Annotated in this window: 22 protein-coding genes; 9 read left to right on the forward strand and 13 right to left on the reverse strand. The window is 73.0% G+C overall.

What is annotated here, in order from left to right:
• Positions 1-29 precede the first annotated feature (29 nt).
• On the reverse strand, positions 30-1,688 hold the full coding sequence (locus AB0C99_RS22135; RefSeq protein WP_362477519.1) for a peptidoglycan recognition protein: 1,659 nt from the start codon (positions 1,686-1,688) through the stop codon (positions 30-32).
• Positions 1,689-1,824: 136 nt separating this feature from the next.
• On the opposite strand from AB0C99_RS22135, the gene AB0C99_RS22140 reads away from it, so the two are divergent.
• The 4 genes from AB0C99_RS22140 (at position 1,825) to AB0C99_RS22155 (ending at position 7,836) form a co-directional block, all read left to right on the forward strand.
• Positions 1,825-2,580 carry a TIGR03089 family protein gene (locus AB0C99_RS22140; RefSeq protein WP_362477522.1) on the forward strand — a complete coding sequence of 252 codons (756 nt, stop codon included), beginning with the start codon at positions 1,825-1,827 and terminating at the stop codon, positions 2,578-2,580.
• 270 nt (positions 2,581-2,850) lie between these two features.
• On the forward strand, positions 2,851-3,987 hold the full coding sequence (locus AB0C99_RS22145) for an LCP family protein (protein ID WP_362477524.1): 1,137 nt from the start codon (positions 2,851-2,853) through the stop codon (positions 3,985-3,987).
• Positions 3,988-4,243: 256 nt separating this feature from the next.
• The gene (locus AB0C99_RS22150) at positions 4,244-6,007 is read left to right on the forward strand and encodes an LCP family protein (protein WP_362477527.1); all 1,764 of its coding nucleotides are present in this window, start codon (positions 4,244-4,246) and stop codon (positions 6,005-6,007) included.
• A gap of 50 nt (positions 6,008-6,057) precedes the next feature.
• Entirely contained in the window at positions 6,058-7,836 is a 1,779-nt protein-coding gene (locus AB0C99_RS22155) for an LCP family protein (RefSeq protein WP_362477529.1), read from the forward strand.
• A 95-nt stretch (positions 7,837-7,931) separates the two neighbouring features.
• Here AB0C99_RS22155 and AB0C99_RS22160 read toward each other — a convergent pair whose 3' ends face one another.
• The gene (locus AB0C99_RS22160; RefSeq protein ID WP_362477532.1) at positions 7,932-8,954 is read right to left on the reverse strand and encodes a glycosyltransferase family 2 protein; all 1,023 of its coding nucleotides are present in this window, start codon (positions 8,952-8,954) and stop codon (positions 7,932-7,934) included.
• A 234-nt stretch (positions 8,955-9,188) separates the two neighbouring features.
• Between AB0C99_RS22160 and AB0C99_RS22165 the strand changes: the two genes are divergently transcribed.
• Positions 9,189-10,559 (forward strand): LCP family protein, encoded by a 1,371-nt coding sequence (locus AB0C99_RS22165; RefSeq protein WP_362477535.1) that lies wholly within the window; start codon positions 9,189-9,191, stop codon positions 10,557-10,559.
• A 73-nt stretch (positions 10,560-10,632) separates the two neighbouring features.
• On the opposite strand, the gene AB0C99_RS22170 is transcribed toward AB0C99_RS22165, so the two are convergent.
• On the reverse strand, positions 10,633-11,166 hold the full coding sequence (locus AB0C99_RS22170) for an acyl-CoA thioesterase (RefSeq protein ID WP_362477538.1): 534 nt from the start codon (positions 11,164-11,166) through the stop codon (positions 10,633-10,635).
• A gap of 131 nt (positions 11,167-11,297) precedes the next feature.
• Between AB0C99_RS22170 and AB0C99_RS22175 the strand changes: the two genes are divergently transcribed.
• Positions 11,298-12,635 (forward strand): LCP family protein, encoded by a 1,338-nt coding sequence (locus AB0C99_RS22175; RefSeq protein ID WP_362477541.1) that lies wholly within the window; start codon positions 11,298-11,300, stop codon positions 12,633-12,635.
• A 76-nt stretch (positions 12,636-12,711) separates the two neighbouring features.
• Positions 12,712-14,049: a UDP-glucose/GDP-mannose dehydrogenase family protein gene (locus tag AB0C99_RS22180; RefSeq protein WP_362477543.1), complete on the forward strand. Its 1,338-nt coding sequence runs from the start codon at positions 12,712-12,714 to the stop codon at positions 14,047-14,049.
• A gap of 112 nt (positions 14,050-14,161) precedes the next feature.
• Here AB0C99_RS22180 and AB0C99_RS22185 read toward each other — a convergent pair whose 3' ends face one another.
• The 4 genes from AB0C99_RS22185 to AB0C99_RS22200 form a co-directional block, all read right to left on the reverse strand.
• The gene (locus AB0C99_RS22185; RefSeq protein ID WP_362477546.1) at positions 14,162-15,085 is read right to left on the reverse strand and encodes a membrane dipeptidase; all 924 of its coding nucleotides are present in this window, start codon (positions 15,083-15,085) and stop codon (positions 14,162-14,164) included.
• Positions 15,086-15,245: 160 nt separating this feature from the next.
• Positions 15,246-16,439 (reverse strand): dipeptidase, encoded by a 1,194-nt coding sequence (locus AB0C99_RS22190; RefSeq protein WP_362477548.1) that lies wholly within the window; start codon positions 16,437-16,439, stop codon positions 15,246-15,248.
• Positions 16,436-16,933 carry a 5-(carboxyamino)imidazole ribonucleotide mutase gene (gene purE, locus AB0C99_RS22195; RefSeq protein WP_362477711.1) on the reverse strand — a complete coding sequence of 166 codons (498 nt, stop codon included), beginning with the start codon at positions 16,931-16,933 and terminating at the stop codon, positions 16,436-16,438. The genes AB0C99_RS22190 and purE overlap by 4 nt, the downstream gene beginning before the upstream one ends.
• Positions 16,934-16,952: 19 nt before the next feature.
• Positions 16,953-18,146 carry a 5-(carboxyamino)imidazole ribonucleotide synthase gene (locus tag AB0C99_RS22200; RefSeq protein ID WP_362477550.1) on the reverse strand — a complete coding sequence of 398 codons (1,194 nt, stop codon included), beginning with the start codon at positions 18,144-18,146 and terminating at the stop codon, positions 16,953-16,955.
• A gap of 133 nt (positions 18,147-18,279) precedes the next feature.
• On the opposite strand from AB0C99_RS22200, the gene AB0C99_RS22205 reads away from it, so the two are divergent.
• Positions 18,280-18,795, forward strand: a complete 516-nt coding sequence (locus AB0C99_RS22205; protein ID WP_362477553.1) for a GtrA family protein — start codon at positions 18,280-18,282, stop codon at positions 18,793-18,795.
• A gap of 32 nt (positions 18,796-18,827) precedes the next feature.
• On the opposite strand, the gene AB0C99_RS22210 is transcribed toward AB0C99_RS22205, so the two are convergent.
• Positions 18,828-20,099 carry an ATP-binding protein gene (locus AB0C99_RS22210; RefSeq protein WP_362477555.1) on the reverse strand — a complete coding sequence of 424 codons (1,272 nt, stop codon included), beginning with the start codon at positions 20,097-20,099 and terminating at the stop codon, positions 18,828-18,830.
• A gap of 50 nt (positions 20,100-20,149) precedes the next feature.
• Positions 20,150-20,827, reverse strand: coding sequence for a response regulator transcription factor (locus AB0C99_RS22215; protein WP_362477558.1), 678 nt, complete (start codon positions 20,825-20,827; stop codon positions 20,150-20,152).
• A gap of 424 nt (positions 20,828-21,251) precedes the next feature.
• Between AB0C99_RS22215 and AB0C99_RS22220 the strand changes: the two genes are divergently transcribed.
• Positions 21,252-22,769: an oligopeptide:H+ symporter gene (locus AB0C99_RS22220; RefSeq protein WP_362477561.1), complete on the forward strand. Its 1,518-nt coding sequence runs from the start codon at positions 21,252-21,254 to the stop codon at positions 22,767-22,769.
• 88 nt (positions 22,770-22,857) lie between these two features.
• On the opposite strand, the gene AB0C99_RS22225 is transcribed toward AB0C99_RS22220, so the two are convergent.
• Genes AB0C99_RS22225 through AB0C99_RS22240 form a run of 4 tightly spaced genes read right to left on the reverse strand, consistent with a single transcriptional unit; the run spans position 22,858 to position 26,874 of the window.
• Positions 22,858-24,264, reverse strand: a complete 1,407-nt coding sequence (locus tag AB0C99_RS22225) for a hypothetical protein (protein ID WP_362477714.1) — start codon at positions 24,262-24,264, stop codon at positions 22,858-22,860.
• A gap of 56 nt (positions 24,265-24,320) precedes the next feature.
• Positions 24,321-25,388, reverse strand: coding sequence for a hypothetical protein (locus AB0C99_RS22230; protein WP_362477563.1), 1,068 nt, complete (start codon positions 25,386-25,388; stop codon positions 24,321-24,323).
• A complete protein-coding gene (locus AB0C99_RS22235; protein WP_362477566.1) occupies positions 25,385-26,170 on the reverse strand; it encodes a hypothetical protein in 786 nt (261 codons plus the stop codon). The genes AB0C99_RS22230 and AB0C99_RS22235 overlap by 4 nt, the downstream gene beginning before the upstream one ends.
• Positions 26,170-26,874, reverse strand: coding sequence for a peptidase (locus AB0C99_RS22240; protein WP_362477569.1), 705 nt, complete (start codon positions 26,872-26,874; stop codon positions 26,170-26,172). The genes AB0C99_RS22235 and AB0C99_RS22240 overlap by 1 nt, the downstream gene beginning before the upstream one ends.
• Positions 26,875-26,913: the final 39 nt, after the last annotated feature.

A 26,913-nucleotide genomic window follows, 5' to 3' on the forward strand; every position in this document is an offset into this window, starting at 1 on the left:
TTATGCAGATGGTTGAGCCCCCGGCCCCATCAGCGCCTCCCCTGGTACTTCGCCGACGCCGAGCGGGCCGTGCCGAGCTTTCCGTACAGGCGCGCGCCCGGGCACTCGGTCGCGAAGCCGTCGCGGTGCCCGGCGATCACGTTGAACCTGACCTTTCTGCCCTTCTTGTACAGGTTTCCGCCGCCCGAGGTGAGATACGTCTTGGCCTGCGGGTTCACCCCGTACAGCCCGAGCTTCCACGCGGTCAGCCGTGCGACGGCGGTCACCGCGGCGGCCGGCGGGGTGGTGCCGCCGTAGCTGCCGAGCACCGCGATGCCCATGCTGTCGGTGTTGAAGCCGAGCGTGTGCGCGCCCATCACGGGCTTCGACACGCCCCCGGCGCGGCCCTCGTAGATGTTTCCGCACTTGTCGACGGCGAAGTTGTAGCCGAAGTCCCGCCAGCCGCTGCTCTTCACGTGGTAGCGGTAGATGCCGCGCAGCACGGAGGGCGCCTGGCGGCAGGTGTAGCGGTTGCCGGTGGCGCTGTGGTGGACGAAGACCGCCTTGATCGTCTTGGTGTAGACGAAGCCCTTCTCGCGCAGCCGCTCGTCCGCGCCCCAGCCCTTGCGGGTGATGATCCGCGGGCGGGGGCCGATGTACGGCTTCGCCGCGGCGGACCCGGCGGACCCGGCGGGGAGCGTCGCCAGGGTCTGCTCCCGGGTCAGCGCCGGGAGCGCGAGCGGCGCGGCGGGCGCGGCGGGCGTCCCGGCCGCCGGGAGCGCGCGGGCCTCGGGCCCGTCCCCGGCCGCCGGTTCCGGGCCGGGGTCGACCAGCTCCAGGCGGAGGCCGGCGGGGAGGGGCGCGGGCGCCGCACCCTCCGCCGTCCCCGCCGCCTTTCGCACCTCCGGCCGTGCCTCCGGGCGTACGCGGATCTCGACGCCGTCCGAATCGCCCACCCACAGCGGGGCGGTCGAGCCGCGCAGGGCGCGGGAGTGGCCCTCCGCGCTCTCCGGGTCGGCGCCGTGCTCGTCGTTGTGGGTCTCCACCGCCTGCCAGTCGGACCACACACCGTCGCCGGTCCCCCGGGTGCGGACCTCGACCGTGCCGCGCAGCGCGGCATGGACGTCGTCCCACACCACGCCGACCAGGGAGAAGGGCCTGACGTCCCGTCGGGCCAGGCCCCGCCCGGCCGCGGCGGCGGAGCCCAGCGCCCGCTCTCGCGGGCCCGCGAGCGGTTCGAGCGGGAGCGACTGCGTCGAGCCGGCGGGCTCGGCGGGGGCCGCGGGGGCCGCGGGCTTGGCGGAGGCGGCGGGCTCGGCGACGGCAGCGGCGCCTGCGGGCCCGGTGGGCCCCACAAGCTCCGCGGACCCGGCAGGCTCCGCAGGCCCGGCGGAGGCGGCGGGCTTCGCGGACCCGGCAGGCCCGGCAGGCGCCGCGACCCCGGCAGGCTCTACGGACCCACCGGGCTCGGCGACCCCACCGGGCTCCGCCGACCCGGCAGGCGCCGCGCCCCCGGCAGGCCCGGCGGAGGCCGCGGGCTTCGCGGGCCCGGCCGACCCACCAGGCTCCGGTACGGCGCTGGCCGCGCTCGTGCCGTAGGACGCGGTCGGGAAGGCGCCGGTGGCGCTCGCCGGGGTCGCGAGGGAGAGCGGCAGGGCGAGCACCGCCGCGCAGCTGACGGCGATCGAGGACACGAGGTTGGCACGCATGGGGCGATCGTCCGCACCGCGCGCGGGTTCCGCGCGCCGGGAATCCGCACGGAAACTGACGGCCCGTCGGGCCGACCGGTGGACCGGGTCACCGGTACGGCGGACCCTGCGCCGCCCCGCGCGTACGCTTGCCCGCGTGAACGCCAGCGACCGTACCCCCGCCGACCTGCTGCGATCCGCGCTCGCCGCGGACCCGGCCCGCCCCTTGGTCACTTTCTACGACGACGCCACCGGTGAACGCGTGGAATTGTCGGTGGCCACCTTCGCCAATTGGGTGGCGAAGACGGCCAATCTGCTCCAGGGCGAGCTGTCCGCCGCCCCGGGCGACCGGCTCGCGCTGCTGCTGCCCGCGCACTGGCAGACCGCGGTCTGGCTGCTCGCCTGCTCGTCCGTCGGCGTCACGGCGGAGCTCGGCGGCGACCCGGCCGACGCCGACTACGTGGTCGCGGGGCCGGAGGGCCTGGAGGCGGGCCTGGCCTGCTCGGGAGACCGGATCGCGCTCTCCCTCGCCCCGTTGGGCCGCCGCTTCCCGGCGCCGCCCGCGGGGTACGCGGACTACGCCGTGGAGGTCCCGGGACAGGGCGACCGGTTCGCCCCGTTCGTACCGGTCGATCCCGATGCGCCCGCCCTCCTCGTCGACGGTACGGAACTGACGGGCACCCAGCTCGTCGAGCGCGCCCGCGCGGACGCCGCCGGGCTGGGGCTCGGGGCCGGGGGACGGCTGCTCAGCGGGCGCCCGTACGAGGGCTGGTCCGGGCTCTCCGCCGGGCTGTACGCCCCGCTGGCCGCCGGCGGCTCCGTGGTGCTGTGCCGGAACCTGGACCTGCTGGACGCGGACGGGCTCGCCAAGCGGGTGGAGAGCGAGCGGGTGACCGTCACCCTCACCGACTGAGCCGCGCGGCGGACCGGGAGGGCGGCGAGGGCCTCCCGGTCGGCCCCTCGCCTCCCTCGCACCGCCCTCTCGCACGCCCTCGCGCCCGCTCCCCACCCGTCCGGCCTACCGACGCGCCGGGTACCCGGGTCCCGGCGGCGACTCCGGTACATGATCGGCCGGGGGGGTATCGACGCCCTCCGCACAACCAAGCGCCGCGACCGCCCGTCTAGTTCTGCGAGACGACGCCCGCCCGGCGCGCCGGAGACGCCTTCGAGGACGGACGCACACGTGACGGACAGCACGGACAGCGCGGAGCCGCCGCCGCGGCGCAGCAGGCACTGGCTGCGCTGGGCCGCTCTGGCCGTGGCGCTGGTCGTGCTGGCCGCGGCCGGGGTCGGCTGGTGGTTCTACCGCAAGCTGGACTCGAACATCACCACGGACACCTCCGCCGAGGCCGAGCTCCTGAAGTACGAGAAGGAGCGCCCCTCCCCCGCCGTCAACGCGGCGCGGAACATCCTGCTGATCGGCTCCGACACCCGGGCCGGCGCCGGAAACGGGAAGTACGGGCAGGACGAGGGCAGCCAGCGCTCGGACACCACGATCCTGCTGCACCTGTCGGGCGGCGGGTCCTCCGCGACCGCCGTCTCCATCCCGCGCGACCTGATGACGACCATCCCCAGCTGCGCCAAGCCGGACGGGACCCGGACCAAGGAGCAGTTCGCGCAGTTCAACTGGGCCTTCGAGTTCGGCGGCACGGCCTGCACGATCCGCACCCTGGAGAAGATGACCGGGATCCGGGTCGACCACCACATGGTGATCGACTTCCGGGGCTTCAAGAAGATGGTGGACGCGGTCGACGGCGTCGAGATCTGCCTCAAGGAGCCGATCGACGACGCCGACGCCCACCTGAAGCTGCCCGCCGGGCGCCAGACGCTCCACGGCGAGCAGGCGCTCGGCTTCGTCCGGGCCCGCAAGTCGATCGGCAACGGCAGCGACACCGAGCGGATGGACCGCCAGCAGCAGTTCCTCGGCGCGCTGGTCAGCAAGGTGCAGAGCGACGGCGTGCTGCTCAACCCGACCCGGCTCTACCCGGTGCTGGACGCGGCCACCAAGTCGATCACGACCGACCCGGGGCTCGACTCGCTGCGGGACCTGTACGACCTGGCGCGGTCGATGCGGGCGATCCCGACGCAGAAGGTGCAGTTCCTGACGGTGCCCCGGCGCCCGTACACGTACAACGCGAACCGGGACGAACTGGTGCAGCCGGACGCCGACCGGCTGTTCGCCGCCCTGCGCGCCGACAAGCCGGTGACCGTACGGCCCGGGGGCAACGAGAAGCCCGACCAGGCGGACGGCAGCCCGAGCCCGTCGGAGACCCCGTCCTTCGCCGGACGGAACGCGGCGGAGGGGGGGTGCACGGGATGACCTCGGAGGGGGCGGTGTGACGCGAATGGCAAAGCAGGGACCAAGGGGAGGGACGCACAGCATGAGGTTTGAGCAAATTGCCCGGTTGTAAGGGGCGTGGAATTTGTCACGGACGTCGCCCCACGCTGAACTGGGCGGATAGTGTGACGCGATCCGGTGCTACCGACCGCGTGGTCGCGCACTCTTTGGATCGAAGGACCGAGCGCCCGTGGGGGAGGCGCCTCGCGTGTGGCACCGACGGAGGACTCTAGTAACCGTGGACGCGCACAGCCGTGGACGGGCGGACGAGATCGACCCCGCCGACCAGTGGGTGCTCAACCCGCAGACCGGCAACTACGAACTGCGACTGGACCGCTCCGCTGGGCAGTCGCGGCAGGCTCCGTCCCACCCGCGCGAGGATGCCCGCGGCGCCACCGCGCCCGGCCCGGGAGGCCGCGGCGGGCCCGAGCCGCGAGGGGGCGGCGGCCAGGCGCCGGAGACCGCCCCGCCCGTGCCCGGGCAGCGGCGCAGGCGTCCCGCCGAGACGGTCGGGCAGCCGCCCGCGAGCCGCCGCAAGCGCAGGCCCGAGAAGGCGCGGAAGCCGAAGAAGAAGGTCCTGATCTGGACCGGCGGCACGATGGCCTTCGTGCTCGTCGGCGGCGCCGCGGGCGCGTACGCGCTCTACGACCACTTCAACGGCAACCTCAAGACCATCGAGGTGCCCGGCGCGGGCAGCGGCGGCTTCCGCAAGGACCAGGCGTTCAACATCCTCGTCATCGGCACCGACAAGCGGACCGGCGAGGGCAACGCGGGCTACGGCGACAAGAACAGCCCCGGCCACGCGGACACCACGATCCTGTTCCACGTCTCCAAGGACCGGACCAACGCCACGGCGATGTCCATCCCGCGCGACCTGGTCACCACGATCCCCGAGTGCCAGAGCAAGATGCCCGACGGCACCGTCAAGACCATCCCCGGCCAGGCCAAGACCCGCTTCAACGTCAGCCTCGGTCAGTCCGACCGCGACCCCGGCTGCACCATGCGCACGGTCAAGGAGCTCACCGGCCTGACCGTCGACCACTTCATGATGGCCGACTTCAACGCCGTGAAGGAGATGACGACGGCCGTCGGCGGCGTCAAGGTCTGCCTCGCGAAGCCGGTCAAGGACAAGGACTCCAAGCTGGACCTGCCGGCCGGCGAGTCGACCGTGCAGGGCGAGCAGGCCCTCGCCTTCGTCCGCACCCGGCACAGCTTCGGCAACGAGAGCGACCTGGACCGGATCAAGGTCCAGCAGCAGTTCCTCAGCTCGATGATCCGGCAGATGAAGTCGGACGACACCCTCACGTCCCCGACCAAGATGCTCGGGCTCGCCGAGGCGGCGACCAACGCCCTCACCGTCGACACGGGCATCGGGAGCATCAAGAAGCTCACCTCGCTCGCCGAGGAACTCGCCAAGATCGACACCAAGAACATCACGTTCCTGACGATGCCGGTCATCGACAACCCCGACGAGCCCAAGCCGATCACCGTCGTCCCCGACCCGGTGAAGGCCCCGCAGCTCTTCTCGATGATGCTGTCCGACACCTCGCTCACCGAGGTGAAGAAGAAGCAGCAGGACGCCAAGAACGCCCAGGCGCAGGCCCAGGCGGACCTCCTCAAGGGCGCCCGCTCCACCGCGCGGGACGTCCGCGTCGACGTCTACAACGGCAGCGGGATCCGCGGCGCGGCCCAGTCCACCATCAACTGGCTGCAGAACGAGCACGGCGTGACCAGGTCGACCAACAAGAGCAACGCCCCCGAGAAGGCGGCCGCGACCACGCTCACCTACGCACCGAACCAGGCCGACCAGGCCCGCAAGCTCGCGGACCTGATGGGCCTGCCCGCCACGGCTCTCAAGCCGGGCACGCAGGACGCCGGGGAGCGCGAGCCCATGACGCTCGTCCTCGGCGCGGACTTCAAGGGCGCGGGGGTGCCCCTCACCGGTCCGGCGAAGGCGCCGGAGGGTGCGCAGACGGCAGACAAGCAGGTGTGCGCGAAGTGACCCGGCACGATCGGGCCTCGGGCCGCACCTGAATGACGAGGAGACCTGGGGTGGGACAGAGCAGCGTGCGACGGGAGGGGGCGCGAGAACGCGCCCCGCACGCCCGCGACTTGGGCTGGGACGAGACGCTCTACGACGGTGCCGAGGGCACCGAGGGAGCCGAGGACGGCGCCGGGGAGGGCGGCCGGCGCGCCGGCGTGCCCCGGTCCCGGCGCGCGGGCGGCGGCTCCGGCGACGGTGACGGCGGCGACGGTGACGGTGACGGCGGCAAGGGCGGCAACCGCTCCGGCCACCGGCGCGGCGGCCCGCGGCGGCGCGCGAAGAAGTCCGGCAAGCGCAAGGTGCTGCGCTGGGTGGCGGCGACGCTGTCGCTGCTGATACTCGGCACGGCCGGCGCCGGATACCTCTACTACGAGCACCTCAACGGCAGCATCCGCAGCGGCGGGCGCGCGGGCGGCGAGAGCGGCGTGAAGAAGGCCGCCCCGAACGCGCTGGGCGACACCCCGCTGAACATCCTGCTGATCGGTTCGGACAGCCGGGCCGACGCCAAGAACGTGGCCCTCGGCGGCGGCAAGGACGACCGCGACCGCGCCGCGCTCGCCGACGTCCAGATGCTGCTGCACGTGTCGGCGGACCGGAAGAACGCCTCGCTGGTCTCCATACCCCGAGACACCATCGTGCCGATCCCCCAGTGCAAGGGCGACGACGGCAAGACCTACGCGGCCACCACCAACGCGCCGATCAACGAGACCCTCGCGCGCGGCGGCCCCGGCTGCACCCTCACCACCTGGGAGAAGCTCACCGGGGTCTACATCGACCACTGGATGATGATCGACTTCGCCGGTGTGGTGTCGATGGCCGACGAGGTCGGCGGCGTGCCGGTCTGCGTGAAGACCGGCGTCTGGGACCGGCCGACCCCGCGGGTGCGCGGCGGCTCCGGCCTCAAGCTCCCCAAGGGCACCAGCGAGGTGCAGGGCGAGCAGGCCCTCCAGTGGCTGCGCACCCGGCACGCCTGGGGCAACGACCAGGGCCGCGCCAAGGCCCAGCACATGTATCTCAACGGCCTGATGAAGAAGCTCCAGGGGCAGAACGCCTGGACCGACACCGGGCGGCTCATCGGGCTCGCCGAGGTCGCGGTCAAGGCGTTCCAGGTCTCGGACGAGATCAGCACCGTGAAGGGGCTCTTCGACCTGTCGATGCAGCTCAAGAACGTGAAGATGGACCGGCTCACGACGGCGACGGTGCCGACGGCCGAGTGGTCGCAGAACCGCGACAAGCTGGTCCTGGTGCAGAGCGCCGCCGACAAGATGTGGGCGATGCTCCGCGACGACGTGGCCTTCGACAAGAACGGCGACGCGGCCGGCGACAAGCCGAAGTCCACGGCGCCGGCCACGCCGAAGACGGCGGCCGAGGAGCCGGGCTCCGTCGGGGTCACGGTCGTCAACGGCACCGGGGGCGACGGGCAGTCGGCCGCCGAGGGCCGGGCCGGCACGGTGGCCGAGCACCTGCGCGGCAAGGGCTTCACCAAGGCCGAGTCCTCGCGGACGGCGCAGCCGCGCAAGGACACCGTGGTCCTCTACCCGAAGGCCGCCGGCGACCAGGGCAAGGCGAACGCGGCCTCGGTGGCCAAGGCGCTGGGCCTGCCGGACTCGGCGGTGCGCGCCGACGCGAAGGCCGAGGGCGTGACGCTGGTGGTCGGCGCGGACTGGCGCGAGGGCACCACGTACAAGAAGCCGAAGATCACGGCGGGCGACCTGCCCGAGGGCGCCGACGACAAGGTGACCTGCATGGACGTCTACTCGGTCTACAAGTGGGACGGCAAGAGCTGACGCCCCCGCGCCGCGCGGGCCTCTCGCGCCGCCCGTGACGCCGACGGCCGGGCCCCGGAAGGGGTCCGGCCGTCGCGCGCGTACGGGCGGGGGTCTCAGGCGGTCGCCGCGGGCCGCCGGGCCGCGATGACCCGGCGGGCCAGCGCGCGGGGGCTGGTGAGGAAGCCGTAGCCCCAGGACAGGTGCATGGTCGCGAGCGCCACCGGTATCCGCAGCCGGGTCCCGAGGGGCCGCCCCCGGCCGGCCGGGACGGAGCCCGCGGCGACGGCGGCGAGGTAGCCGGCCGGGACCAGCAGGCCGAGCGGGGTGAGGGCGGCGCCCACGAGGAGGCCGGCGGCGATCGCGCAGACGGCGGCGGGCGGGGCCAGATAGCGGGCGCTGAGGGAGCCCCGGTGGCAGCGGGCGACGACGTGCCGCCAGCGGCCGTAGTCCTTGTACTGCTTCGCCAGCGCGCGGACGGAGGGCCGGGGGCGGTAGCGGACGCGCAGGTCCGGCGAGAACCAGACGAGCCCGCCGGCCTCGCGTATGCGGTAGTTGAGCTCCCAGTCCTGGGCGCGGACGAACTCCACGTCGTAGCCGCCCGCCCGCTCCAGCGCCTCGCGGCGGAAGACGCCCAGATAGACGGTGTCGGCCGGGCCCGCCGCGCCGCCCGTGTGGAAGGCGGCGTTGCCGACGCCGATCCGGGAGGTCATGGCGGCGGCGACCGCGTCCTCCCAGGGGTTCTCCCCCTCGGCGTGCATGACGCCGCCGACGTTCATCGCGCCCGTCTCGGCCAGCAGCCGGACGGCGGTGCCGACGTAGTCCGGCGACAGCAGGCCGTGGCCGTCGACGCGCACCACGACCGGGTGGCGGGAGGCGCCGATCGCCGCGTTGAGGGCGGCGGGGGTGCGGCCGGTGGGGTTGGGCACGGTGCGCACCCGGGCGCGCCCGTCGGCCGCGGTCTCGCGCACGAGCTCGGCGGCGATCTCGTCGGTGCGGTCCGTGGACGGGCCGAGCGCCATCACCACCTCCAGCTCCCCCTCGTACTCCTGGGCGAGTATGTGGCGGACCGCGTCGCGCAGATGCCGCTCCTCGTTCAGGACCGGCATGATCACGGAGACGGGGGGTTTGGCGTTCATCCGCCGCACGTTACCGCGAACGGGGGACACGGACGCGTGCCAACGGGGGTCCTCCGGGTGGCGCTGATCGTATGGGCCTACGGTGCTACACGGTTCCCCCTTGTCCCACCGCGGAGGTGTCCCCCGGTGCCCACACCGCCCCGCACGCCCCGTCCCCGGCCCGCCGCCCGGCCCGCACCTCCCCGCCGGAGGCCGGCGGGGCAGCGGAGGAGGCCGAGGCGGCCGAGGTGGGGGATGCGGATGGCGACCGCGCTCTCCGTCTTCGTGCTGGCCGCCGGGGGGATCGGGCACGCCGTGGTGACGAGCCTGGACACCGGGATCAGCCGCGTCGACCCCTTCAAGGACATGAAGAACCGGCCGCAGGGCGGGCACGGGATGAACGTGCTGGTCGTCGGCACCGACGGCCGGGACCGGATCACCCCGGAGGAGAAGGCGAAGTACCGCCTGGGCGGCGCCCCCTGCCACTGCACGGACACCGTGATGCTGGTGCACATCTCGGAGGACCGGGAGCGGGCGAGCGTCGTGTCGCTGCCCCGCGACTCGTACGCCGAGATGCCCGAGCACACCGACCTGACCACCGGACGGCACCACCACGCCCACCCGGTGAAGCTGAACGCCGCCTACGCGGAGGGCGGGCCCTCGCTGACCGTGCGGACCGTCGAGTCGATGACCGGGGTGAAGATCGACCACTATCTGGAGGTCGACTTCACCAGCTTCATGAAGACGGTGGACGCGGTCGGCGGCGTGCAGATCTGCACCACCAAGCCGATGAAGGACTCCTACACCGGGCTCGACCTGCCGGCCGGGACGCACGAGCTCGACGGCGGGCAGGCGCTGCAGTACGTGCGCTCCCGCCATGTCGACGGGGCCGCGGACCTCGGGCGGATGCAGCGCCAGCAGAAGTTCCTGGCCGCCCTCATCGACCGGCTCAGCAGCGGCGGGGTGCTGCTGAACCCGGTGCGCTTCCGGGAGGTCGCCACGGCGGCGCTGGGCTCGGTCCGGGCCGACCAGGGCTTCGGCTCGGAGCAGATGCTGGCGCTGGCCAAGGCGATGCGCGGCTTCACGCCGGCGTCCTCGGAGTTCGTCTCCGTGCCGATCGGCGACATGAGCTTCCCCGTGAAGGGGATCGGCTCCACGGTGAAGTGGGACGCGGCCAAGGCGCAGAAGCTCTTCCAGTCGCTGCGCGAGGACCGCCCGCTGGCCGCGCAGCCGCCCGCCCCCAAGGGGCCGAAGCCGGTGGACGTGGACGTGGAGCCGAAGTCGATCCGGGTGCAGGTCTACAACGGGACCCGCACGGACGGGCTCGGCGGGCGGGTGGACGCGGCGCTGCGGGCGGCCGGCTTCGACACCACCCGGGAGCCGCGGACCGGCACCGGGCCGCAGCGGGCGCGGACCCTCGTCGAGTACGACCCGCGCTGGGACCGCTCGGCCCGCTCGCTGGCGGCGGCCCTGCCGGGCGCGGAGCTGCGGCAGATGCCGGGCCAGGGCGCGACGCTGCGGGTGACGGCGGGCGCGGACTTCAAGGGCGTGACACCGGTCCGGGCGAGGGAGACGCAGTCGGGGCAGTTCGAGGCGGTACGGGGGGACCAGGTGGTGTGCCCGTGAGGGACACCGGTCCCGCGAGGGACACCGGTCCCGCGTGCGCCCCTGCTCCTCGTACCCCTTGCGCCTCGTACCCCTACTCCTCGTACCCCTCGGCCGCGCGGCGCTCCCGCAGCTCCTTGATCGCGCGGCGGCGGGCCAGCCGGTGGGTGCGCCGGATCTGGGCCTCCTGGTAGCGGCGTTCGTCCCGCTCGGTCTCGGGGATGACGGGCGGCACCGGGCGGGGCTTGCCGTCGCCGTCCACGGCGGCGAAGACGAGGTAGGCGGAGCCGACCTGGGTGGCTGGTGTGGACTCGTTCCAGCGCTCGGCCAGGACCCGGACGCCGACCTCCATGGAGGACCGGCCGGTCCAGTTGACCTGGGCCTTCACATGCAGCAGATCGCCGACCCGGACCGGCTCCAGGAACGCCATCTCGTCCATGGAGGCGGTGACGGCGGGGCCGCCCGAGTGCCGGCCGGCGACGGCGCCCGCGGCGTCGTCCACCAGCTTCATGATCACGCCGCCGTGCACCGTGCCCAGGAGGTTGGTGTCGTGGGCGGTCATGATGTGGCTCAGCGTGGTGCGGGACGCCGAGGTGGGCTTGCCCGGGATGTCGCCCTGATCTGTCATGCCCTCTACCTTATGCCTGGTCCGCCGGCCGGTCCCGACACCGTCCGGTTTGCATCAGCTTGGCAACAGCGCCGACCCGATTCCCCACCCGGCCTGTCGGCGCGACCTGGCCGGACGGCAGACTGGTCCACATGAATGACTGGCCCGACGCCCAGCCCGAGGGACCCCGCCGGATGCGCCACGTGCAGCGCCCGCAGGTCCCCCCGCAGCAGCCGCAGCAGCAGCCCTACCGGCAGCAGCAGCAGCGGCAGCAGCAGTACGGCCAGGGGCAGCGGGGTCAGGGCCAGGGCCAGCAGGGCCAGTACGGCGGCCAGGGCTACGACCAGGGCTACAACCCCAGCTTCACCCAGGCCCAGGGCCAGGGCTACGACTCGGGCTACGGCGACGCCCAGGTGTACGGCGCCCCGCAGGGCGGCGGCCGGGGCGGCGGCGGGCACGGCACCGTACCGCCGCAGTACGCGCCCCGCCCGGGCGGGCCCGCGGCGCGGCCGGACTGGCGCCGCCGGATCAAGATCGGTTCGATCGTCCTCGTGGTCGCCGTGGTCGGCTGGAGCGTCGGCACCTACGCCTGGGCCAGCTCCCGGATGCGCAACGAGGTGGACCTGGCCAAGGTCATCGAGCGCCCGGCGGAGGGCGACTGCACCACGTATCTGATCGTCGGCTCCGACTCCCGCGAGGGCATGTCGGCCGAGGAGAAGAAGAAGCTCCACACCGGCTCCGCCGAGGGCAAGCGGACCGACTCGATGATGATCCTCGCGGCCTGCTCCAGCGGCAACACGATGATCTCGCTGCCCCGTGACTCCTGGGTGACCATCCCGTCCTTCGTGGGCTCGCAGTCCGGCAAGAAGTACGGCGAGCGCGGCGGCTCCAAGCTGAACGCCGCGTACGCCATGGACGGCCCCGAACTGCTGGTGCGCACGGTGGAGTTCAACACCGGGCTGCGCATCGACCACTACGCGGAGATCGGCTTCGCCGGCTTCGCGAACATCGTGGACGCGCTGGGCGGCGTGGACCTGAACATCGAGAAGGGCTTCAAGGACAAGAAGTCCGGCGCCGACTTCCAGGCGGGCGAGCAGACCCTCAACGGCGAGCAGGCCCTGGCCTTCGTCCGCACCCGCTACGCCTTCGCCGAGTCGGACCTGGCCCGCACGAAGAACCAGCAGAAGTTCCTGTCGGCGCTCGCCAACCAGGCGGCGACCCCGGGCACGATCATCAACCCGTTCAAGCTGTACCCGACGCTGGGCGCCGGCCTGGACACGCTGATCGTCGACAAGGACATGTCGCTGTACGACCTGGCCAAGATGTTCTTCGCGATGAAGGGCATCAACGGCGGCGACGGCAAGTCCATGAACATGCCGATCAACGGCACGGCCCCGCAGAACTCGCTGCGCTGGGACATGCCCAAGGTGAAGCAGCTGGTCGAGCAGATCCGCAACGACCAGCCGGTCACGGTGACGTCGGACCGCTGACGCGCGGGGCGGGCACCTTCCGGGCCCCGACTATGCTCGGGCAGGCATTCACGCGCGTACGCACAGGGAGTCCCGCATGGCCCTCAAGATCACCGTGATCGGCACCGGATACCTCGGGGCCACCCACGCCGCGGCCATGGCTGAGCTCGGCTTCGAGGTACTCGGGCTCGATGTCGTGCCGGAGAAGGTCGAGCTGCTCGCCTCCGGGCGGGTGCCCATGTACGAGCCGGGGCTCGAGGAGCTGCTGGCGCGGCACGTGGCGGGGATCGAGGGGTCCAGTGGGCGGCTGCGGTTCACCACCTCCTGGGAGGAGGTCGGCGCCTTCGGCGACGTCCACTTCGTCTGCGTGAACACCCCGCAGAAGCACGGCGAGTACGCCTGCGACATGTCGTACGTCGACGCCGCCTTCGGCTCGCTGGCCGCCGTGGTGCGCGAGGGCGCCCTCGTCGTCGGCAAGTCGACCGTGCCCGTCGGCTCCGCCGAGCGGCTCGCCGGGCTGCTGCCCGAGGGGGTCGAGCTGGCCTGGAACCCCGAGTTCCTGCGCGAGGGCTTCGCCGTCCAGGACACCCTGCGCCCGGACCGGGTCGTGGTCGGCCTCGCCGGGGGCGAGGGCGGCGAGCGGGCCGAGCGGCTGCTCCGTACCGTCTACGCGGTGCCCGTCGCCGAGGGCTCGCCGTTCGTGGTGACCGACTTCCCCACCGCCGAGCTGGTGAAGACCTCCGCCAACTCCTTCCTCGCCACCAAGATCTCCTTCATCAACGCCATGGCCGAGGTCTGCGAGGCGGCCGGCGGCGACGTCGCCAAGCTGGCCGAGGCCATCGGGCACGACGAGCGGATCGGGAACAAGTTCCTGCGGGCCGGCATCGGCTTCGGCGGCGGCTGCCTGCCCAAGGACATCCGCGCCTTCATGGCGCGCGCCGGCGAGCTCGGCGCCGACCAGGCGCTGACCTTCCTGCGCGAGATCGACTCCATCAACATGCGGCGCCGCGCCTCCATGGTCGAGATGGCCCGCGAGGCGCTCGGCGGCGGCTTCCTCGGCAAGCGGGTCGCGGTGCTCGGCGCCGCCTTCAAGCCCGACTCCGACGACGTGCGCGACTCCCCCGCGCTCAACGTGGCGGGCCAGATCCACCTCCAGGGCGGTCAGGTCACCGTCTACGACCCCAAGGGCATGGCCAACGCGCGGCGCCTCTTCCCCACGCTGGGGTACGCGGACTCCGCGATCGAGGCCGCCCGGGGCGCGGACGTGGTGCTCCACCTCACGGAGTGGCGGGAGTTCCGGGACGCGCTCGACCCGAAGGAGCTGGCGGGGGTCGTCTCCTCGCCCGTGATCCTCGACGGGCGCAACGCCCTGGACCCGCTGCGCTGGCGGGAGGCGGGGTGGACGTACCGCGCGATGGGGCGTCCGCGCGCCTGATCGGGAGACGTACGCGGGAGGGCCCGCACCCGGGTGATGACCGGGTGCGGGCCCTCCCGCGTGTGGGGCGCTCCGTACGGGGCCCCGCGTCACACGGCCGGGGCCCCTCGCGTCACGCCGCCCTGAGGCGGCTCGTCCTCGCGTGGAACTCCGTCTCGCGCAGCACCCTCGTGGCGTTGCCGTGGGCCAGCGCCACCAGGTCCTGGGCCGGCCAGGCCCTGCGCAGGAGTTCCGCGAAGAGCGGGACGTAGCCGCCGGCCGGCTCGGTCGCGTGGGAGATGCCGGTCGCCCCGGGGCCCGCGAGGGTGCGCAGGCGGTCCAGGGAGTCGGCCGTCGCCGCCGCGTCCGGGGTGACCGGGACCATGCAGACGCCGTCGTTCTCGCCCAGCAGGCGCAGCACGTCGTCCGGCAGGGTGTCGGGCTCCGCGCGGGTCAGCAGGACCGGGGCCCGGCCCACCGCGAGGGTATGCCGGACGGTGTCCGGGTCGGCGCCCGCGAGGTCCACGGTGAGCCCGAGGCGGTTCATCTCGCGCACCGCCTCGCGGGCGAAGCGGTCGAAGCGGGTGAGGCCGACCGCCCGGGCCCCGAGCGCGTGGTACGCCCGGAGCGCGGCGACCGAGCCGCCGACCGCCTCCCAGCTCACCGGCCCCAGCAGGGCGGCGACCCGGCCGCAGTTGCGGGTGTGGGCCATCTCCGAGGTGGTGTACGCCAGGCGCAGCTCCTCGGGGAAGGCGGCGACCAGCGCGCGGACCGCGTCGATCCGGCGCAGGGTGCCGAGCGCGCCCTCGTCCGCGCCCACGCGCAGCGACCAGAGCTGGGCTCCCGCCTCCGGGGCGCGGACCGGCGGACGGTCGTCCGGGTCGAGCACGCGGGGCGGTTCCGTGTGCCCCTCGACGACCGGCTGCGCCGCGAGCAGGGCGCGCGCACGGGTCGGCTCGTCGAGGGGCCGGGGATGTTCGGGGGGATCCTGGTCGCCCGCGGACGCGGCGTGGGCGACGGTGAACGTCAGGGTGGGTTCGTCGAGCAGATCTGCCATGGGTGACTCAACTCCGTACTACTGGGCAGTACGTTCACGGTGTCACCGTCCGCGGCGGCGGGCGCGGTGGGCTGCGCCGTTCGGGCGACGAGAGTGTGACGACAAGCCCGAGGGGCCCCCGCCGTCGGCGGGGGCCCCTCGGTGGGCGGGTGGGGTTCCGTCAGCCCGCCGCCGACGCGATCGTCGCGATCGACGGGCCGCGCAGCGCCCGCTGTTCGCGCGCCACGGACTCCGCGTCGCGCAGCACCCGCACCGCGTTGGACCAGGTCAGCTTGGCCAGGTCGGCGGCCGACCAGCCGCGGTCGAGGAGCTCCGCGACCAGGTTCGGATAGCCCGCGACGTCGTCGAGGCCGGCCGGGGTGAAGGCGGTGCCGTCGTAGTCGCCGCCGATGCCGATGTGGTCGATGCCCGCGACCTGCCGCATGTGGTCGAGGTGGTCGGCCACGGTGGCGGCCGTCGCGACCGGGCGCGGGGTCCCCGCCTCGAAGGCGCGGTGGATCTCCATCGCCTCCGGGGTGGTGTCGAGGTGGTCGAAGCCGTGGGCGCGCAGGTTCGCGTCGGCCAGGGCGGTCCACTCGACGGCCGCGGGCAGGATGAACTTCGGGACGAACGTGGCCATCGCGACGCCGCCGTTGGCGGGCAGCCGCTCCAGGACGTCGTCCGGGATGTTGCGCGGGTGGTCGCAGACCGCGCGGGAGGAGGAGTGCGAGAAGATCACCGGCGCCGCGGAGGTGTCCAGCGCGTCGCGCATGGTGGTGGCGGCGACGTGCGAGAGGTCGACCAGCATCCCGGCGCGGTTCATCTCGCGGACGACCTCGCGGCCGAAGGCGGTCAGTCCGCCGTGCCGGGGCACGTCGGTGGCCGAGTCCGCCCAGTCGTTGTTCTCGTTGTGGGTGAGCGTCATGTACCGCACGCCCAGGGTGTGCAGGGCGCGCAGGGTGGCCAGCGAGTTGTTGATCGAGTGGCCGCCCTCGGCGCCCTTGAGGGAGGCGATCCGGCCCTGCGCGCGGGCGGTCTCCAGGTCGTCCGCGACGAGCGCGGGCGCGAGGTCCCCGGGGTAGCGGGCGAGGAGCTGGTCGACCACGTCGATCTGCTCCAGGGTGGCGCTGACCGCCGCGTCGCCGGTCAGCCGGCCGGGCACGTACACCGACCAGAACTGGGCGCCCACGCCGCCGGCCCGCATCCGCGCCAGGTCGGTGTGGAGCGAGCCGCTCAGGTCGCCCGCGATGTCCAGCTTGTCCAGGTCGTAGCCGCACTGCTCGCGCAGCGCCCAGGGCAGGTCGTTGTGCCCGTCGACGACGGGGGCGGCGGCGAGGAGCCCGTGCGCCTCGGCGAGCCGGTCGGCGGCGGTCACCGGGCGAACCCGAAGGACTCCGCGCCCTCGACCTTGGCCCGCAGCCGCTTGCCCTTCTCGGTCGCCTGGTCGTTCAGCTCCTGCTGGAACTCCCGCATCCGGTCGAGGAGCGCGGGGTCGTGCGCGGCGAGGATCCGGACCGCGAGGAGGCCCGCGTTGCGGGCGCCGCCGACCGAGACGGTGGCGACCGGTACGCCCGCCGGCATCTGCACGATGGAGAGCAGCGAGTCCATGCCGTCGAGGTACTTCAGCGGCACCGGGACGCCGATGACGGGCAGCGGGGTGACCGAGGCGAGCATCCCCGGCAGGTGGGCGGCGCCGCCGGCGCCCGCGATGACCGCCTTCAGGCCGCGCCCGGCGGCCTGCTCGCCGTACGCGATCATCTCGCGCGGCATCCGGTGCGCGGAGACGACGTCGACCTCGTACGCGATCTCGAACTCGTCCAGGGCCTGCGCCGCGGCCTCCATGACGGGCCAGTCCGAGTCGGACCCCATGACGATGCCAATGAGCGGATTACTCAACGATCGTTCCTCGCAGGTAGTCGGCGGCGTGGCGGGCGCGCTCCAGCACCTCGTCCAGGTCGTCGCCGTAGGTGTTGACGTGGCCCACCTTGCGACCGGGCTTCACGTCCTTGCCGTACATGTGGATCTTCAGCTGCGGGTCCCGGGCCATGCAGTGCAGGTACGCCTGGTACATGTCCGGGAAGTCGCCGCCGAGAACGTTGCACATCACGGTCCACTTCGCGCGGGGGCGCGGGTCGCCCAGCGGGAGGTCCAGGACCGCGCGGACGTGGTTGGCGAACTGCGAGGTGACCGCGCCGTCCTGGGTCCAGTGGCCGGAGTTGTGCGGGCGCATGGCGAGCTCGTTGACGAGGATGCGGCCGTCGCGGGTCTCGAACAGCTCGACGGCCAGGTGCCCGACGACGTCCAGCTCCTTGGCGATCCGCAGGGCGAGCTCCTGGGCCTGGCCGGCCAGCTCGCCGGAGAGGCCGGGGGCGGGCGCGATGACCGTGTCGCAGACCCCGTCGACCTGCCGGGACTCCACCACCGGGTAGGCGACGGCCTGCCCGTGCGGGGAGCGGACGATGTTCGCGGCGAGCTCGCGCGCGAAGTCGACCTTCTCCTCGGCGAGGACCGGGACACCCGCCTTGAAGGCGTCATGGGCGTCCTCGGCGGAGCGCACGAACCAGACGCCCTTGCCGTCGTAGCCGCCGCGCACGGTCTTCAGGATGATCGGGAAGCCCTCGCCCTCGGCGGCGAAGGCCGCCGCGTCGGCCGGGTCCGCGACCAGGCGGTGCCGCGGGCTGGGCGCGCCGATCTCGTCGAGCCGCGCCCGCATCACCCCCTTGTCCTGGGCGTGCGCGAGGGCCGCGCGGCCGGGCCGGACGACGACGCCGTCCGCCTCCAGGGCCGCCAGGTGCTCCGCGGGCACGTGCTCGTGATCGAAGGTGATCACGTCGCAGCCGCGCGCGAAGTCACGCAGCGTGTCCAGGTCGCGATAGTCGCCGAGCACGACCTCGCTCACCACCTGGGCCGCCGAGTCCTGCGGGGTGTCACTGAGCAGCTTGAACTTGATGCCGAGGGGGATGCCCGCCTCGTGGGTCATTCGGGCGAGCTGACCGCCACCGACCATGCCGACTACCGGGAACGTCACCCTCTTAGGGTATCCGCACAAGTTCCGGACACTCGTCCGGCTGTGTTTTGTCACAGCCGAGGTGGCTTCCCCTACAGATCGACCGCAACACAGGCGGGTGACAGGAGGGCTGGTTAGCATGGTTTGGTTGACGCCGTCCGGGCGTCGGCCGGAACACCTCCGAAACGGACGGGACAGAGCCACCACGATGAGTGAACCCGGCGCGCTGCGCACCCGAGTGGACCGGCTCGTCCGCGAGGTCGCCAAGTTCGGCGTGGTAGGCGGTCTGGGCGTCCTGGTGAACCTGGGCGTCTTCAACCTGGTCCGCCACTTCACCGACCTCGCGGTGGTCCGGGCGAGCATCATCGCCACGGTCGTGGCCATCGCCTTCAACTACGTGGGGTTCCGCTACTTCACGTACCGCGACCGCGAGAAGTCCGGCCGTACGAAGGAACTGACCCTGTTCCTGCTGTTCAGCGCGGTCGGCATGGTGATCGAGAACGGCGTGCTGTACGCCGCGACCTACGGCTTCGGCTGGGACACCCCGCTGGCCAGCAACTTCTTCAAGTTCTTCGGCATCGGCGTGGCCACGCTGTTCCGCTTCTGGTCCTACCGGACCTGGGTCTTCAAGGCGCTGCCCGCGAAGGAGGCGGTGCAGACCGCCGAATCGTTCCTGGAGCAGGCGCCCCGGCAGGGTACCCGCAAGCAGCCCGACCGGGTCTGATCCTCCCCGGCCGATCCCCGCGCCCGGTCCGCTCAGCGGACCGGGCGTTCGGCTTCCGGCTCCGTGCGGCTGCGCACCTCGCGGCTGAGGAAGAGCGCGAAGACCGGCGGCTGCTGCTGGAGCAGCTCCAGGCGCCCGCCGTCGGCCTCGGCGAGGTCGCGGGCGACGGCGAGGCCGATGCCGGTGGAGCTGCGCCCGCTGACCGCCCGCTCGAAGATCCGGGCGCCGAGGTCGGCGGGGACGCCGGGCCCCTCGTCGGTGACCTCGATCACGGACTGGTTGCCGGTGACCCGGGTGCGCAGGGCGACGGTGCCGCCGCCGTGCATGAGCGAGTTCTCGATGAGCGCGGCGAGGACCTGGGCGACCGCGCCCGGGGTGCCCACGGCCCGCATGTGCTGCTTGCCGGAGTGGACGATGGCCCGGCCGGCGCTGCGGTAGGCGGGGCGCCACTCGGCGATCTGCTGCTTGATGACCTCGTCGAGGTCGAAGGCGACGGCGGAGCCGGTCCGGGGGTCGCGCGAGTTGGTGAGCAGCCGCTCGACGACGTCGGTGAGCCGCTCGACCTGGGTGAGCGCGATCGTCGCCTCCTCGCGGACCGTGTCGAGGTCGTCGGACATGGCGACCTCCTCCAGGCGCATGGAGAGGGCCGTCAGCGGCGTGCGGAGCTGGTGGGAGGCGTCGGCGGCGAGCCGGCGCTCGGCGGTGAGCATCCGGGCGATCCGCTCGGCGGAGGCGTCGAGGACGTCGGCGACCCGGTCGAGCTCGGGGACCCCGTACCGCTTGTGGCGCGGGCGCGGGTCGCCGGAGCCGAGCCGCTCGGCGGTCTCGGCGAGGTCGGTGAGCGGCGAGGCCAGCTTGTTGGCCTGGCGTACGGCGAGGAGGACGGCGGCCACGACGCAGAGCAGCGCCACCCCGGCGATGATCATCAGGGTGCGGGCGACCTCGTCGGTGACGACCGAGCGGGCCTCCTCGACGACGACGGTCTCGCCGCGCTCGCCCTTGGCGACGCCGTGGATGACCTGGCCGGTGGGGCGGGTGCCGATCTCGATGGCGGCGCGGCCGGGGATGCTGATCCGGGCGTACCGCTTGGCGATGGACTGCTCGGCGAGGATGTCCGGGTTGACCGGCTCCCCGCCGATGAGCCGGCTGTCGACGATCGAGACGATCCGCAGCGCCTCGGAGTCCACGCTCTCCTGGGCGCTGTTGGAGATGGTGCGGGACTCGACGATCACGATGGAGACGCCGAAGACGGCGATGACGACGAGCACCACGGCGAGCGTGGAGTTGATCAGGCGGCGGCGCATGGCGGGGCGGGCTCAGCTCTCTCGGGGCGCTCGGCGCACGGCGGGGCGGCTCAGCTCTTCTCGAAGCGGAAGCCGACGCCGCGGACCGTGGCGATGTAGCGGGGGTTGGCCGCGTCGTCGCCGAGCTTCTTGCGGAGCCAGGAGATGTGCATGTCGAGGGTCTTGGTGGAGGACCACCAGGTGGTGTCCCAGACCTCGCGCATCAGCTGGTCGCGGGTGACCACCCGGCCCGCGTCGCGGACCAGCACCCGGAGCAGGTCGAACTCCTTGGCGGTGAGCTGGAGCTCCTCGTCGCCCATCCAGGCGCGGTGGGACTCGACGTCGATCCGCACCCCGTGGGTGGTGGGGGCGACGGCGGGCTCGGTGGCGCCGCGCCGGAGCAGGGCCCGGACGCGGGCCAGCAGCTCGGCGAGCCGGAAGGGCTTGGTGACGTAGTCGTCGGCGCCGGCGTCGAGGCCGACGACCGTGTCGACCTCGTCGGCGCGGGCGGTCAGGACCAGGATCGGCACCGTGTGTCCCTCGGCGCGCAGCCGGCGGGCGACCTCCAGGCCGTCCATGCCGGGCAGCCCGAGGTCGAGCACGACCAGATCGATCCCGCCCTGGAGTCCGGCGTCGAGGGCGGTGGGACCGTCCTCCCGTACCTCGACCTCGTATCCCTCCCGCCGCAGGGCGCGGGCCAGCGGTTCCGAGATGGAGGCGTCGTCCTCGGCGAGCAGTACACGGGTCATGGGGTGATGGTAGTCCGCGGGACGGCGGTGCCGGGGCGTGATCGGCGGGCCTTCCGCCACACCTGTGGATCTTGGCTCGTATCCAGCTCATGACCTTCGATTGAAGGCAGTTGGTTCCGTGACGGCCTGTGATCCATCTCTCAAGTCCTTTCATATCCGGCAGTGTCGTGTCGTATGGTGTCGAGAGTTCTGTAGCGGTAATCGGGGACCTTTGGCCGTGTTCGTCAGCCAAGGGTCTCTTTTCTGCACAAGGATGGCCTCGGCAGCCTTGAGAACAGTGAATGACCTGTGGGCCGGGTCCTGGGTGCGATGACGCGTCAGGGCGTGGATCCCGGGGAGGTGCGACCGCTTCTCCCCGGTGCCGGCCTCCCCCACCGGGCGCACTCGCTCACGAAGCGCGCGTCCCGACAGAGCAAGGATCGACATGGCGTCCAGCCTGACGACGGCTTCGACCGGAACCCCTGGTTCCGAGAAGACGTTCCTCGGCCACCCCCGTGGTCTGGCCACCCTCTTCTTCACCGAGATGTGGGAGCGTTTCTCCTACTACGGCATGAGGGCCCTTCTCGTCCTTTACCTGGTCTCCGGCGGCACGGACGCGGCCACCGGCAGCCAGGGCGGCGGTCTCGCCATGACGGCGGCCACGGCCACGGCGATCTACTCCGTGTACGTGTCGATGGTCTACCTGATGGCCATGCCCGGCGGCTGGTTCGGCGACCGTGTCTGGGGCGCCCGCAAGACGGTCGCCATCGCCGGTTTCGTGATCATGGCGGGCCACGCCTCGCTGGCGGTCCCCGGCCAGGCGGCGTTCTTCGCGGGCCTCGCGCTCGTCGCCGTCGGTTCCGGTCTGCTCAAGGCCAACATCTCGACGATGGTCGGCCACCTCTACAACGGCCCGGACGACCCGCGCCGTGACGGTGGCTTCACGCTCTTCTACATCGGCATCAACCTGGGCGCCTTCATCGCCCCCTTCGCCGTCGGCACGCTGGGCGAGAAGGTCAACTGGCACCTCGGCTTCGCGCTCGCCGCGGTCGGCATGGGCCTGGGCCTCGCCTGCTTCCTGTCCTTCACCAAGAGCCTGAGCCCGAAGAGCAACGTCGTCCCGAACCCGCTCTCCGCCGCCGAGCGCAAGAGCGTCCTGGTCAAGGTCATCGCCGTCGTCGCCCTCGCCGCCGCCTTCTACGGCACCGTGGTCGCGCTCGGCATGTACACCCTGAAGTGGGCCCTGGTCCCGATCACCCTCGCCGGTCTGATCATCCCGGTCGCCGTCCTGGTCCGCATCAAGCGCGACAAGGACCTCGACAAGACCGAGCAGTCGAAGATGACCGGATACATCTGGTTCTTCGTCGCCGCCGCCGTCTTCTGGATGATCTACGACCAGGGCGGCTCGACCCTGTCGCTCTTCGCCTCCACCAAGACCGCGGACAGCGTCTTCGGCCTCGGCTTCCCGGCCACCTGGTACCAGTCGCTGAACCCGCTCTTCGTGATGTCGCTGGCCCCGGTCTTCGCCTGGCTGTGGCTGTGGCTGGCCCGCAAGAACCAGGAGCCGAACACCATCGTGAAGTTCGCGATGGGCCTGGTCCTGGTCGGCGCGTCCTTCTTCGTCTTCATCGTCCCGATGAACATGGCGGGCGACGGCAAGGTCTCCCCGATGTGGCTCGTCTCGATCTACATGATCCAGACCATCGGTGAGCTGTGCCTCTCCCCCGTCGGCCTCTCCGTCACCACGAAGATGGCCCCGCAGAAGTACGCCTCCCAGATGATGGGCGTCTGGTTCCTCGCGGTCACCGCCGGTGACTGCACCACCGGCCTGCTCTCGCTGGCGGGGGTGGACCTGAACGGCACCGGGATCATCGCCTTGGAGGCCACCCTGGCGGTCGCCGCGGGCTTCGCGATCTACATGTACCGCAAGAAGGTCCAGGGCCTCATGGGCAGCGTCCACTGACCCTGCCGCCCGGCACCCGTACGCACGGAGGGCCGCCGCACCGATTCCGGTGCGGCGGCCCTCCGCCGTTTCCGTCCGACGACAGGATCTAGCGGCGCAGCCTGGCCCACGGAGTGAAGGTGAACACCGCCCCGCCGAGCAGGATCACCGTGCCCGCCACGAGGGCGAGGGCGCGCAGGGCGCCGGTGTCGTCGGCGCCGGTGTGCGCGAGGTCGTCACCGCCGCCGGAGCTCCCGCCGGCGGAGTTCCCGCCGCCGGAGTTCCCGGTGCCGCCGGTGACGCCGCCCTCCTGCTTGGTCGTGTCGAGCTCCAGGGAGACCGGGGAGGCGCCCTGGACCTTGCACGGGAGGACGATGTCCGTGCCGGCCAGCGACACCGTGATGGTGAGGTCGCCGGGGCTGAGCGTCACCTTGCCGCTGGCGCCCGGCTTGTAGACGCCGGTCATGTCGGTCAGCGACACCATCGCGCCGGTCTCCAGGGGGGCCGGGTTTCCGGGGCCGGTCACGGTCACCGCGCCCTCCTCGGCGCCCCCGATCCGTACCTTCATCGACGGCTTCAGCGCGCCCTTGGGGAGCGGGGCGGGGCTCGGCATGATGCCCTTGCCGGTCTTCACGGTGAGCTTGTACGAGCCGCCGTCCTTGCGGGCGTTGATCGTCACCTGGGAGGTGACGTCGGCCGGTCCGGGCGCCTGGCAGGAGAGCTTCACGGCGACCTCCTTGCCGGGGAAGTCGCTCTGTCCGCCCCCGCCGCCGGAGCTGCCGCCGGAGCTCGTGGAGGAGCCGCCGGTGGTCCCGGCCGTGGTGGCGCCGGACGTGCCGCCGGTGGTGCCGGTGGTGCCCGTCGTGCCGCTGGTGCCCGTCGTGCCGCCCGAGGCCGTGGTCGAGCCGCCGGAGGTCGTCGTCGTCCCGCCGGACGTCGTCGTGGTCCCGCCCGTCGTGGTCGTGGAGCCGCCGGACGTGGAGCCGCCCGAGACCGAGCCGCCCGAGGTCCCGCCGTCCGTGACCTTGATCGTGGCGGCGGCCCCGACGGTCTCCTTCGGCGTGCACTTCGTGTCCGTGGACAGCGGCTTGGACACGTTGATCGTGTACTTGTCCGGCGTCAGCGTGATCTCACCGGCCTTGTCCAGCTTCAGCTTGCCCTTCATGTCCGGCAGGACCATCGGGCTGTTCTTCTTGATCGGCGGGTTCTGCCGCGGCCCCTCCATGGACAGCGTCCCGCTCCCCGCGCCGCCCAGCCTGACCGTGCCGGTCGGCTTGACGGTGTCCTGGTCCAGGTCGAGCATGTCGGGGTTCTTGGAGGCGGCCGTGACGGTCTTCCACACCACCTCGACCTCGTCGCCGACCTTGGCCTCGGCGGGCGCGGTGATCCGGACCGTGGTGGTGCCCTGGACCGCCGGGAGGCCGGAGATCGCGGGCGGGATGCACTCGGTCTTGTAGGAGACCTCGGCGGCCAGCGCCGGGCTCGCGGTCAGCAGGATTCCCGCGCCGCCGAGCATCAGCGCGACACCCGCCGCGAGCGTGCTGCGGGCCGTGCGTGTCGTGCGTGTGGTGCTCACGACTGTCCCTTCGTCGTCGGACTGTTCTCTGACGGTGCGGAATGGGGCGTGAACCAGGGCAGGACCGCGGTCGGCCGTTCGTCACCGGCGGCGGTCGCCGGCGGTACGGGCCCGGGGGCGCGGTCCGGCGCCCGGTGCGCGTGCGGGGGGTGCGGCTGGGCGTGCTGCCGGTGCGGGCGGCGGCGGGCCGCCGGGCGGACCCGGTCGACGACGGCCATGCCGATCCGGAAGAGGCCCGCCGGGACGACCACCGCGAGCAGCAGCCAGAAGAGCGTGACGCCCCACGGGCGCCCGACGCCCCAGGGCTGTTCGACCAGCACCTTGCCGTCGTAGCGGACGGAGACCTGGTAGTCGCCGTGGGCGCCGGCCGTCAGCTCGACGGGCAGCCGGATCTCGGCCTTGCGGCCGGGCTGGAGGGTGCCGCGCCAGGGCCGTTCCTCGTACTGCGGGGAGAAGACGCCGTGGCTGCTGCCGACCTCGAACACCGGGTCCTTGAGGGGCGTCTGGCCGAGGTTGCCGACGGTGAAGACCACCTCGCGGCGGGCCGGGGCGCCGAACCAGACGAGGACGCCGCTGGAGCCTTCGAGCCGTACGGTGGCGAGGACGGCGAGCCGCCCGGTGCCGGTCGGCTCGGGCAGCGGCGCGGTCGGGTGCCCGGCGACGGTGAAGGCGACGTCCACGGAGTCCTGCTGGCCGGTGACCCCGGCCACGTGCACCACGCAGGGGCAGGGCTTGGGCGGCTCGGCGACCGGCAGCTTCTGGCTGAAGGCGCCCTTGGCGTCCACGGTGGCGGCCCGGCCCTCGGTGTTGGCGCAGGAGTTGGTGCCGCCGATGACGCCCTTGCCGGGCGCGGACTGGCCGCAGACCAGCAGCATGAGCAGGGCGCCCGCTTTCCAGCCGGAGCCGCTGACGGTGAGCTCGCCGCCCTTGCCGCCCTCGGTCTTCGAGAGCGCCACCGTGGGCGCGGGCTCGGCGGCGGCCGGGGCGGCGGGCAGCAGGGCGAACAGCAGCGCGGCGAGCAGGGCGGCGGCCACACCCGTACGCGCGGGCCTGGTCGGGCTCATCGGGTCCTCCGTATCGCGTACGCGGTGGCGGCGGCGGCCCCGAGGAGGGCGGCGGCTCCGGCGCCGACACCCGCCGCGGAGGCGAAGACGGTGTCCGCGGCGGCCGTCGCGGGGGCCGCGCCCGGGGCGGTGGCCGTGACGCGGACGGTGACCGTGTCCAGGGCCGGCGGGTCGGGCCAGGGCTCGGTGCGGACGGTCCGCTCGCCGGGGCGCAGGGTCAGCTCCAGCGGGCGTTCGGGCCGGTCGACCAGGCGGCGGCCGAAGGCGCCGTCGGCGCGGACGGCGAGGCGCGGGGCGAGCAGGGTGTTGCCGCGGTTGACGAGCGTGTAGTGCAGGGTCCCGGCGCGGTCGACGCGGACGTCCTCGACGGTGAGCGCGGCGAGCCGGGGCCCGCTGACCCGCAGGCGCAGCGGGACGAGCGCCTCGCGTCCCGCGGCGGCGGCGCGGACGGTGCCGCGCAGCTCGCCGGGCGGGGTGTCGGCGGTGACGGTCACCGCGAAGGGCACGTCCGCGCGGGTCCGGGCGGGCACGGTGACGGTCCGGGCGGCGAGGGCCACCCGGGCGCCCGGGGCGCCCTCGCCGGTGAGCCGCACGGTGAGCGGGCGGCTGCCCGGGTTGGTGACGGACAGGGTGTCCTGGAGGACGCTGCCGGGGGCGCCCTCCAGGTAGACGTACGGGCGTCCCGCGGCGGGCGCCGCCGTCCAGCCGGGCGCGGGTGCCGCCGCGACCGCCCCGAGCAGGGCGAGCGCGGCGGCGCCGGTCCCGGCCCACGCCGTCCGCATCAGCGTGCCGTGCGCCGGGTGAGCCAGAGCACCCCGGCCGCGCCGGTCAGCAGGACGGTGCCGCCGAGGGTGCCGAGGGCGACGGCCGAGTCGAGCGGGCCGGTCTTGGGCAGGGTGGTCGTGCCTCCGGAGCCGCCGGAGTCGCCGCCCGAGCCGCCGGAGTCGCCCGAGCCGCCGCCGGAGCCGCCGGCGGCGGTGACGTCGAGTTCGAGGGAGGGCTTGGGGCTGTTCTTGGGGGTGCAGACGGCGGCGTCCATGCCGAGCGCGTGGACGGTGAGCACCCCGGCGGTGAAGGTGACCTTGCCGCTCTTCTTCGGGGTGTACGTGCCCGTCAGCTTCCCAATGGCGATCGGGGTGTTGGGCGGGATGGCGGCCGTGTTGGGGACGCCCTTGACCTGGACCTTGCCGCTGTCCGCGCCGCCGAGGACGAGCTCGGCGCGGGGGGTCATGACGCCCTTCGGGAGTTCGACGGGGCTGTCGGAGACGCCCTTCTCGAACGACATGGTGACCGTGTACGAGCCGCCGTTCTTGACGGCGGTGATGTCGACGGGCGAGACGGCGCCCTTGGGCCCGATCTTCGTCTCGCAGGCGTAGTTGACGTCGACGACCGCCGCGTGGGCGGCGGGGGCGGCGAGCAGGACCGTCGCGCCCGCCGCCGTCATCGCCGCCGTCAGCGCGCCGGCCCTTCTTCTCCGGTTCGGCACCTTGAGCACCCCTCACCGCACAGTAGCTGACGATCTATC

Source organism: Streptomyces sp. NPDC048659, assembly GCF_040650575.1.
Taxonomy (GTDB): domain Bacteria; phylum Actinomycetota; class Actinomycetes; order Streptomycetales; family Streptomycetaceae; genus Streptomyces.

Excerpts from the sequence above, each read along its gene's own strand:
- AB0C99_RS22135 (WP_362477519.1), bottom strand. The coding sequence starts at position 1,688 with ATGCGTGCCAACCTCGTGTCCTCGATCGCCGTCAGCTGCGCGGCGGTG.
- AB0C99_RS22160 (WP_362477532.1), bottom strand. The coding sequence starts at position 8,954 with ATGAACGCCAAACCCCCCGTCTCCGTGATCATGCCGGTCCTGAACGAG.
- AB0C99_RS22165 (WP_362477535.1), top strand. The coding sequence starts at position 9,189 with ATGCGGATGGCGACCGCGCTCTCCGTCTTCGTGCTGGCCGCCGGGGGG.
- AB0C99_RS22170 (WP_362477538.1), bottom strand. The coding sequence starts at position 11,166 with ATGACAGATCAGGGCGACATCCCGGGCAAGCCCACCTCGGCGTCCCGC.
- AB0C99_RS22175 (WP_362477541.1), top strand. The coding sequence starts at position 11,298 with ATGAATGACTGGCCCGACGCCCAGCCCGAGGGACCCCGCCGGATGCGC.
- AB0C99_RS22180 (WP_362477543.1), top strand. The coding sequence starts at position 12,712 with ATGGCCCTCAAGATCACCGTGATCGGCACCGGATACCTCGGGGCCACC.
- AB0C99_RS22185 (WP_362477546.1), bottom strand. The coding sequence starts at position 15,085 with ATGGCAGATCTGCTCGACGAACCCACCCTGACGTTCACCGTCGCCCAC.
- purE (WP_362477711.1), bottom strand. The coding sequence starts at position 16,933 with ATGGGGTCCGACTCGGACTGGCCCGTCATGGAGGCCGCGGCGCAGGCC.
- AB0C99_RS22205 (WP_362477553.1), top strand. The coding sequence starts at position 18,280 with ATGAGTGAACCCGGCGCGCTGCGCACCCGAGTGGACCGGCTCGTCCGC.
- AB0C99_RS22210 (WP_362477555.1), bottom strand. The coding sequence starts at position 20,099 with ATGCGCCGCCGCCTGATCAACTCCACGCTCGCCGTGGTGCTCGTCGTC.
- AB0C99_RS22215 (WP_362477558.1), bottom strand. The coding sequence starts at position 20,827 with ATGACCCGTGTACTGCTCGCCGAGGACGACGCCTCCATCTCGGAACCG.
- AB0C99_RS22220 (WP_362477561.1), top strand. The coding sequence starts at position 21,252 with ATGGCGTCCAGCCTGACGACGGCTTCGACCGGAACCCCTGGTTCCGAG.
- AB0C99_RS22225 (WP_362477714.1), bottom strand. The coding sequence starts at position 24,264 with ATGCTCGGCGGCGCGGGAATCCTGCTGACCGCGAGCCCGGCGCTGGCC.
- AB0C99_RS22230 (WP_362477563.1), bottom strand. The coding sequence starts at position 25,388 with ATGAGCCCGACCAGGCCCGCGCGTACGGGTGTGGCCGCCGCCCTGCTC.
- AB0C99_RS22235 (WP_362477566.1), bottom strand. The coding sequence starts at position 26,170 with ATGCGGACGGCGTGGGCCGGGACCGGCGCCGCCGCGCTCGCCCTGCTC.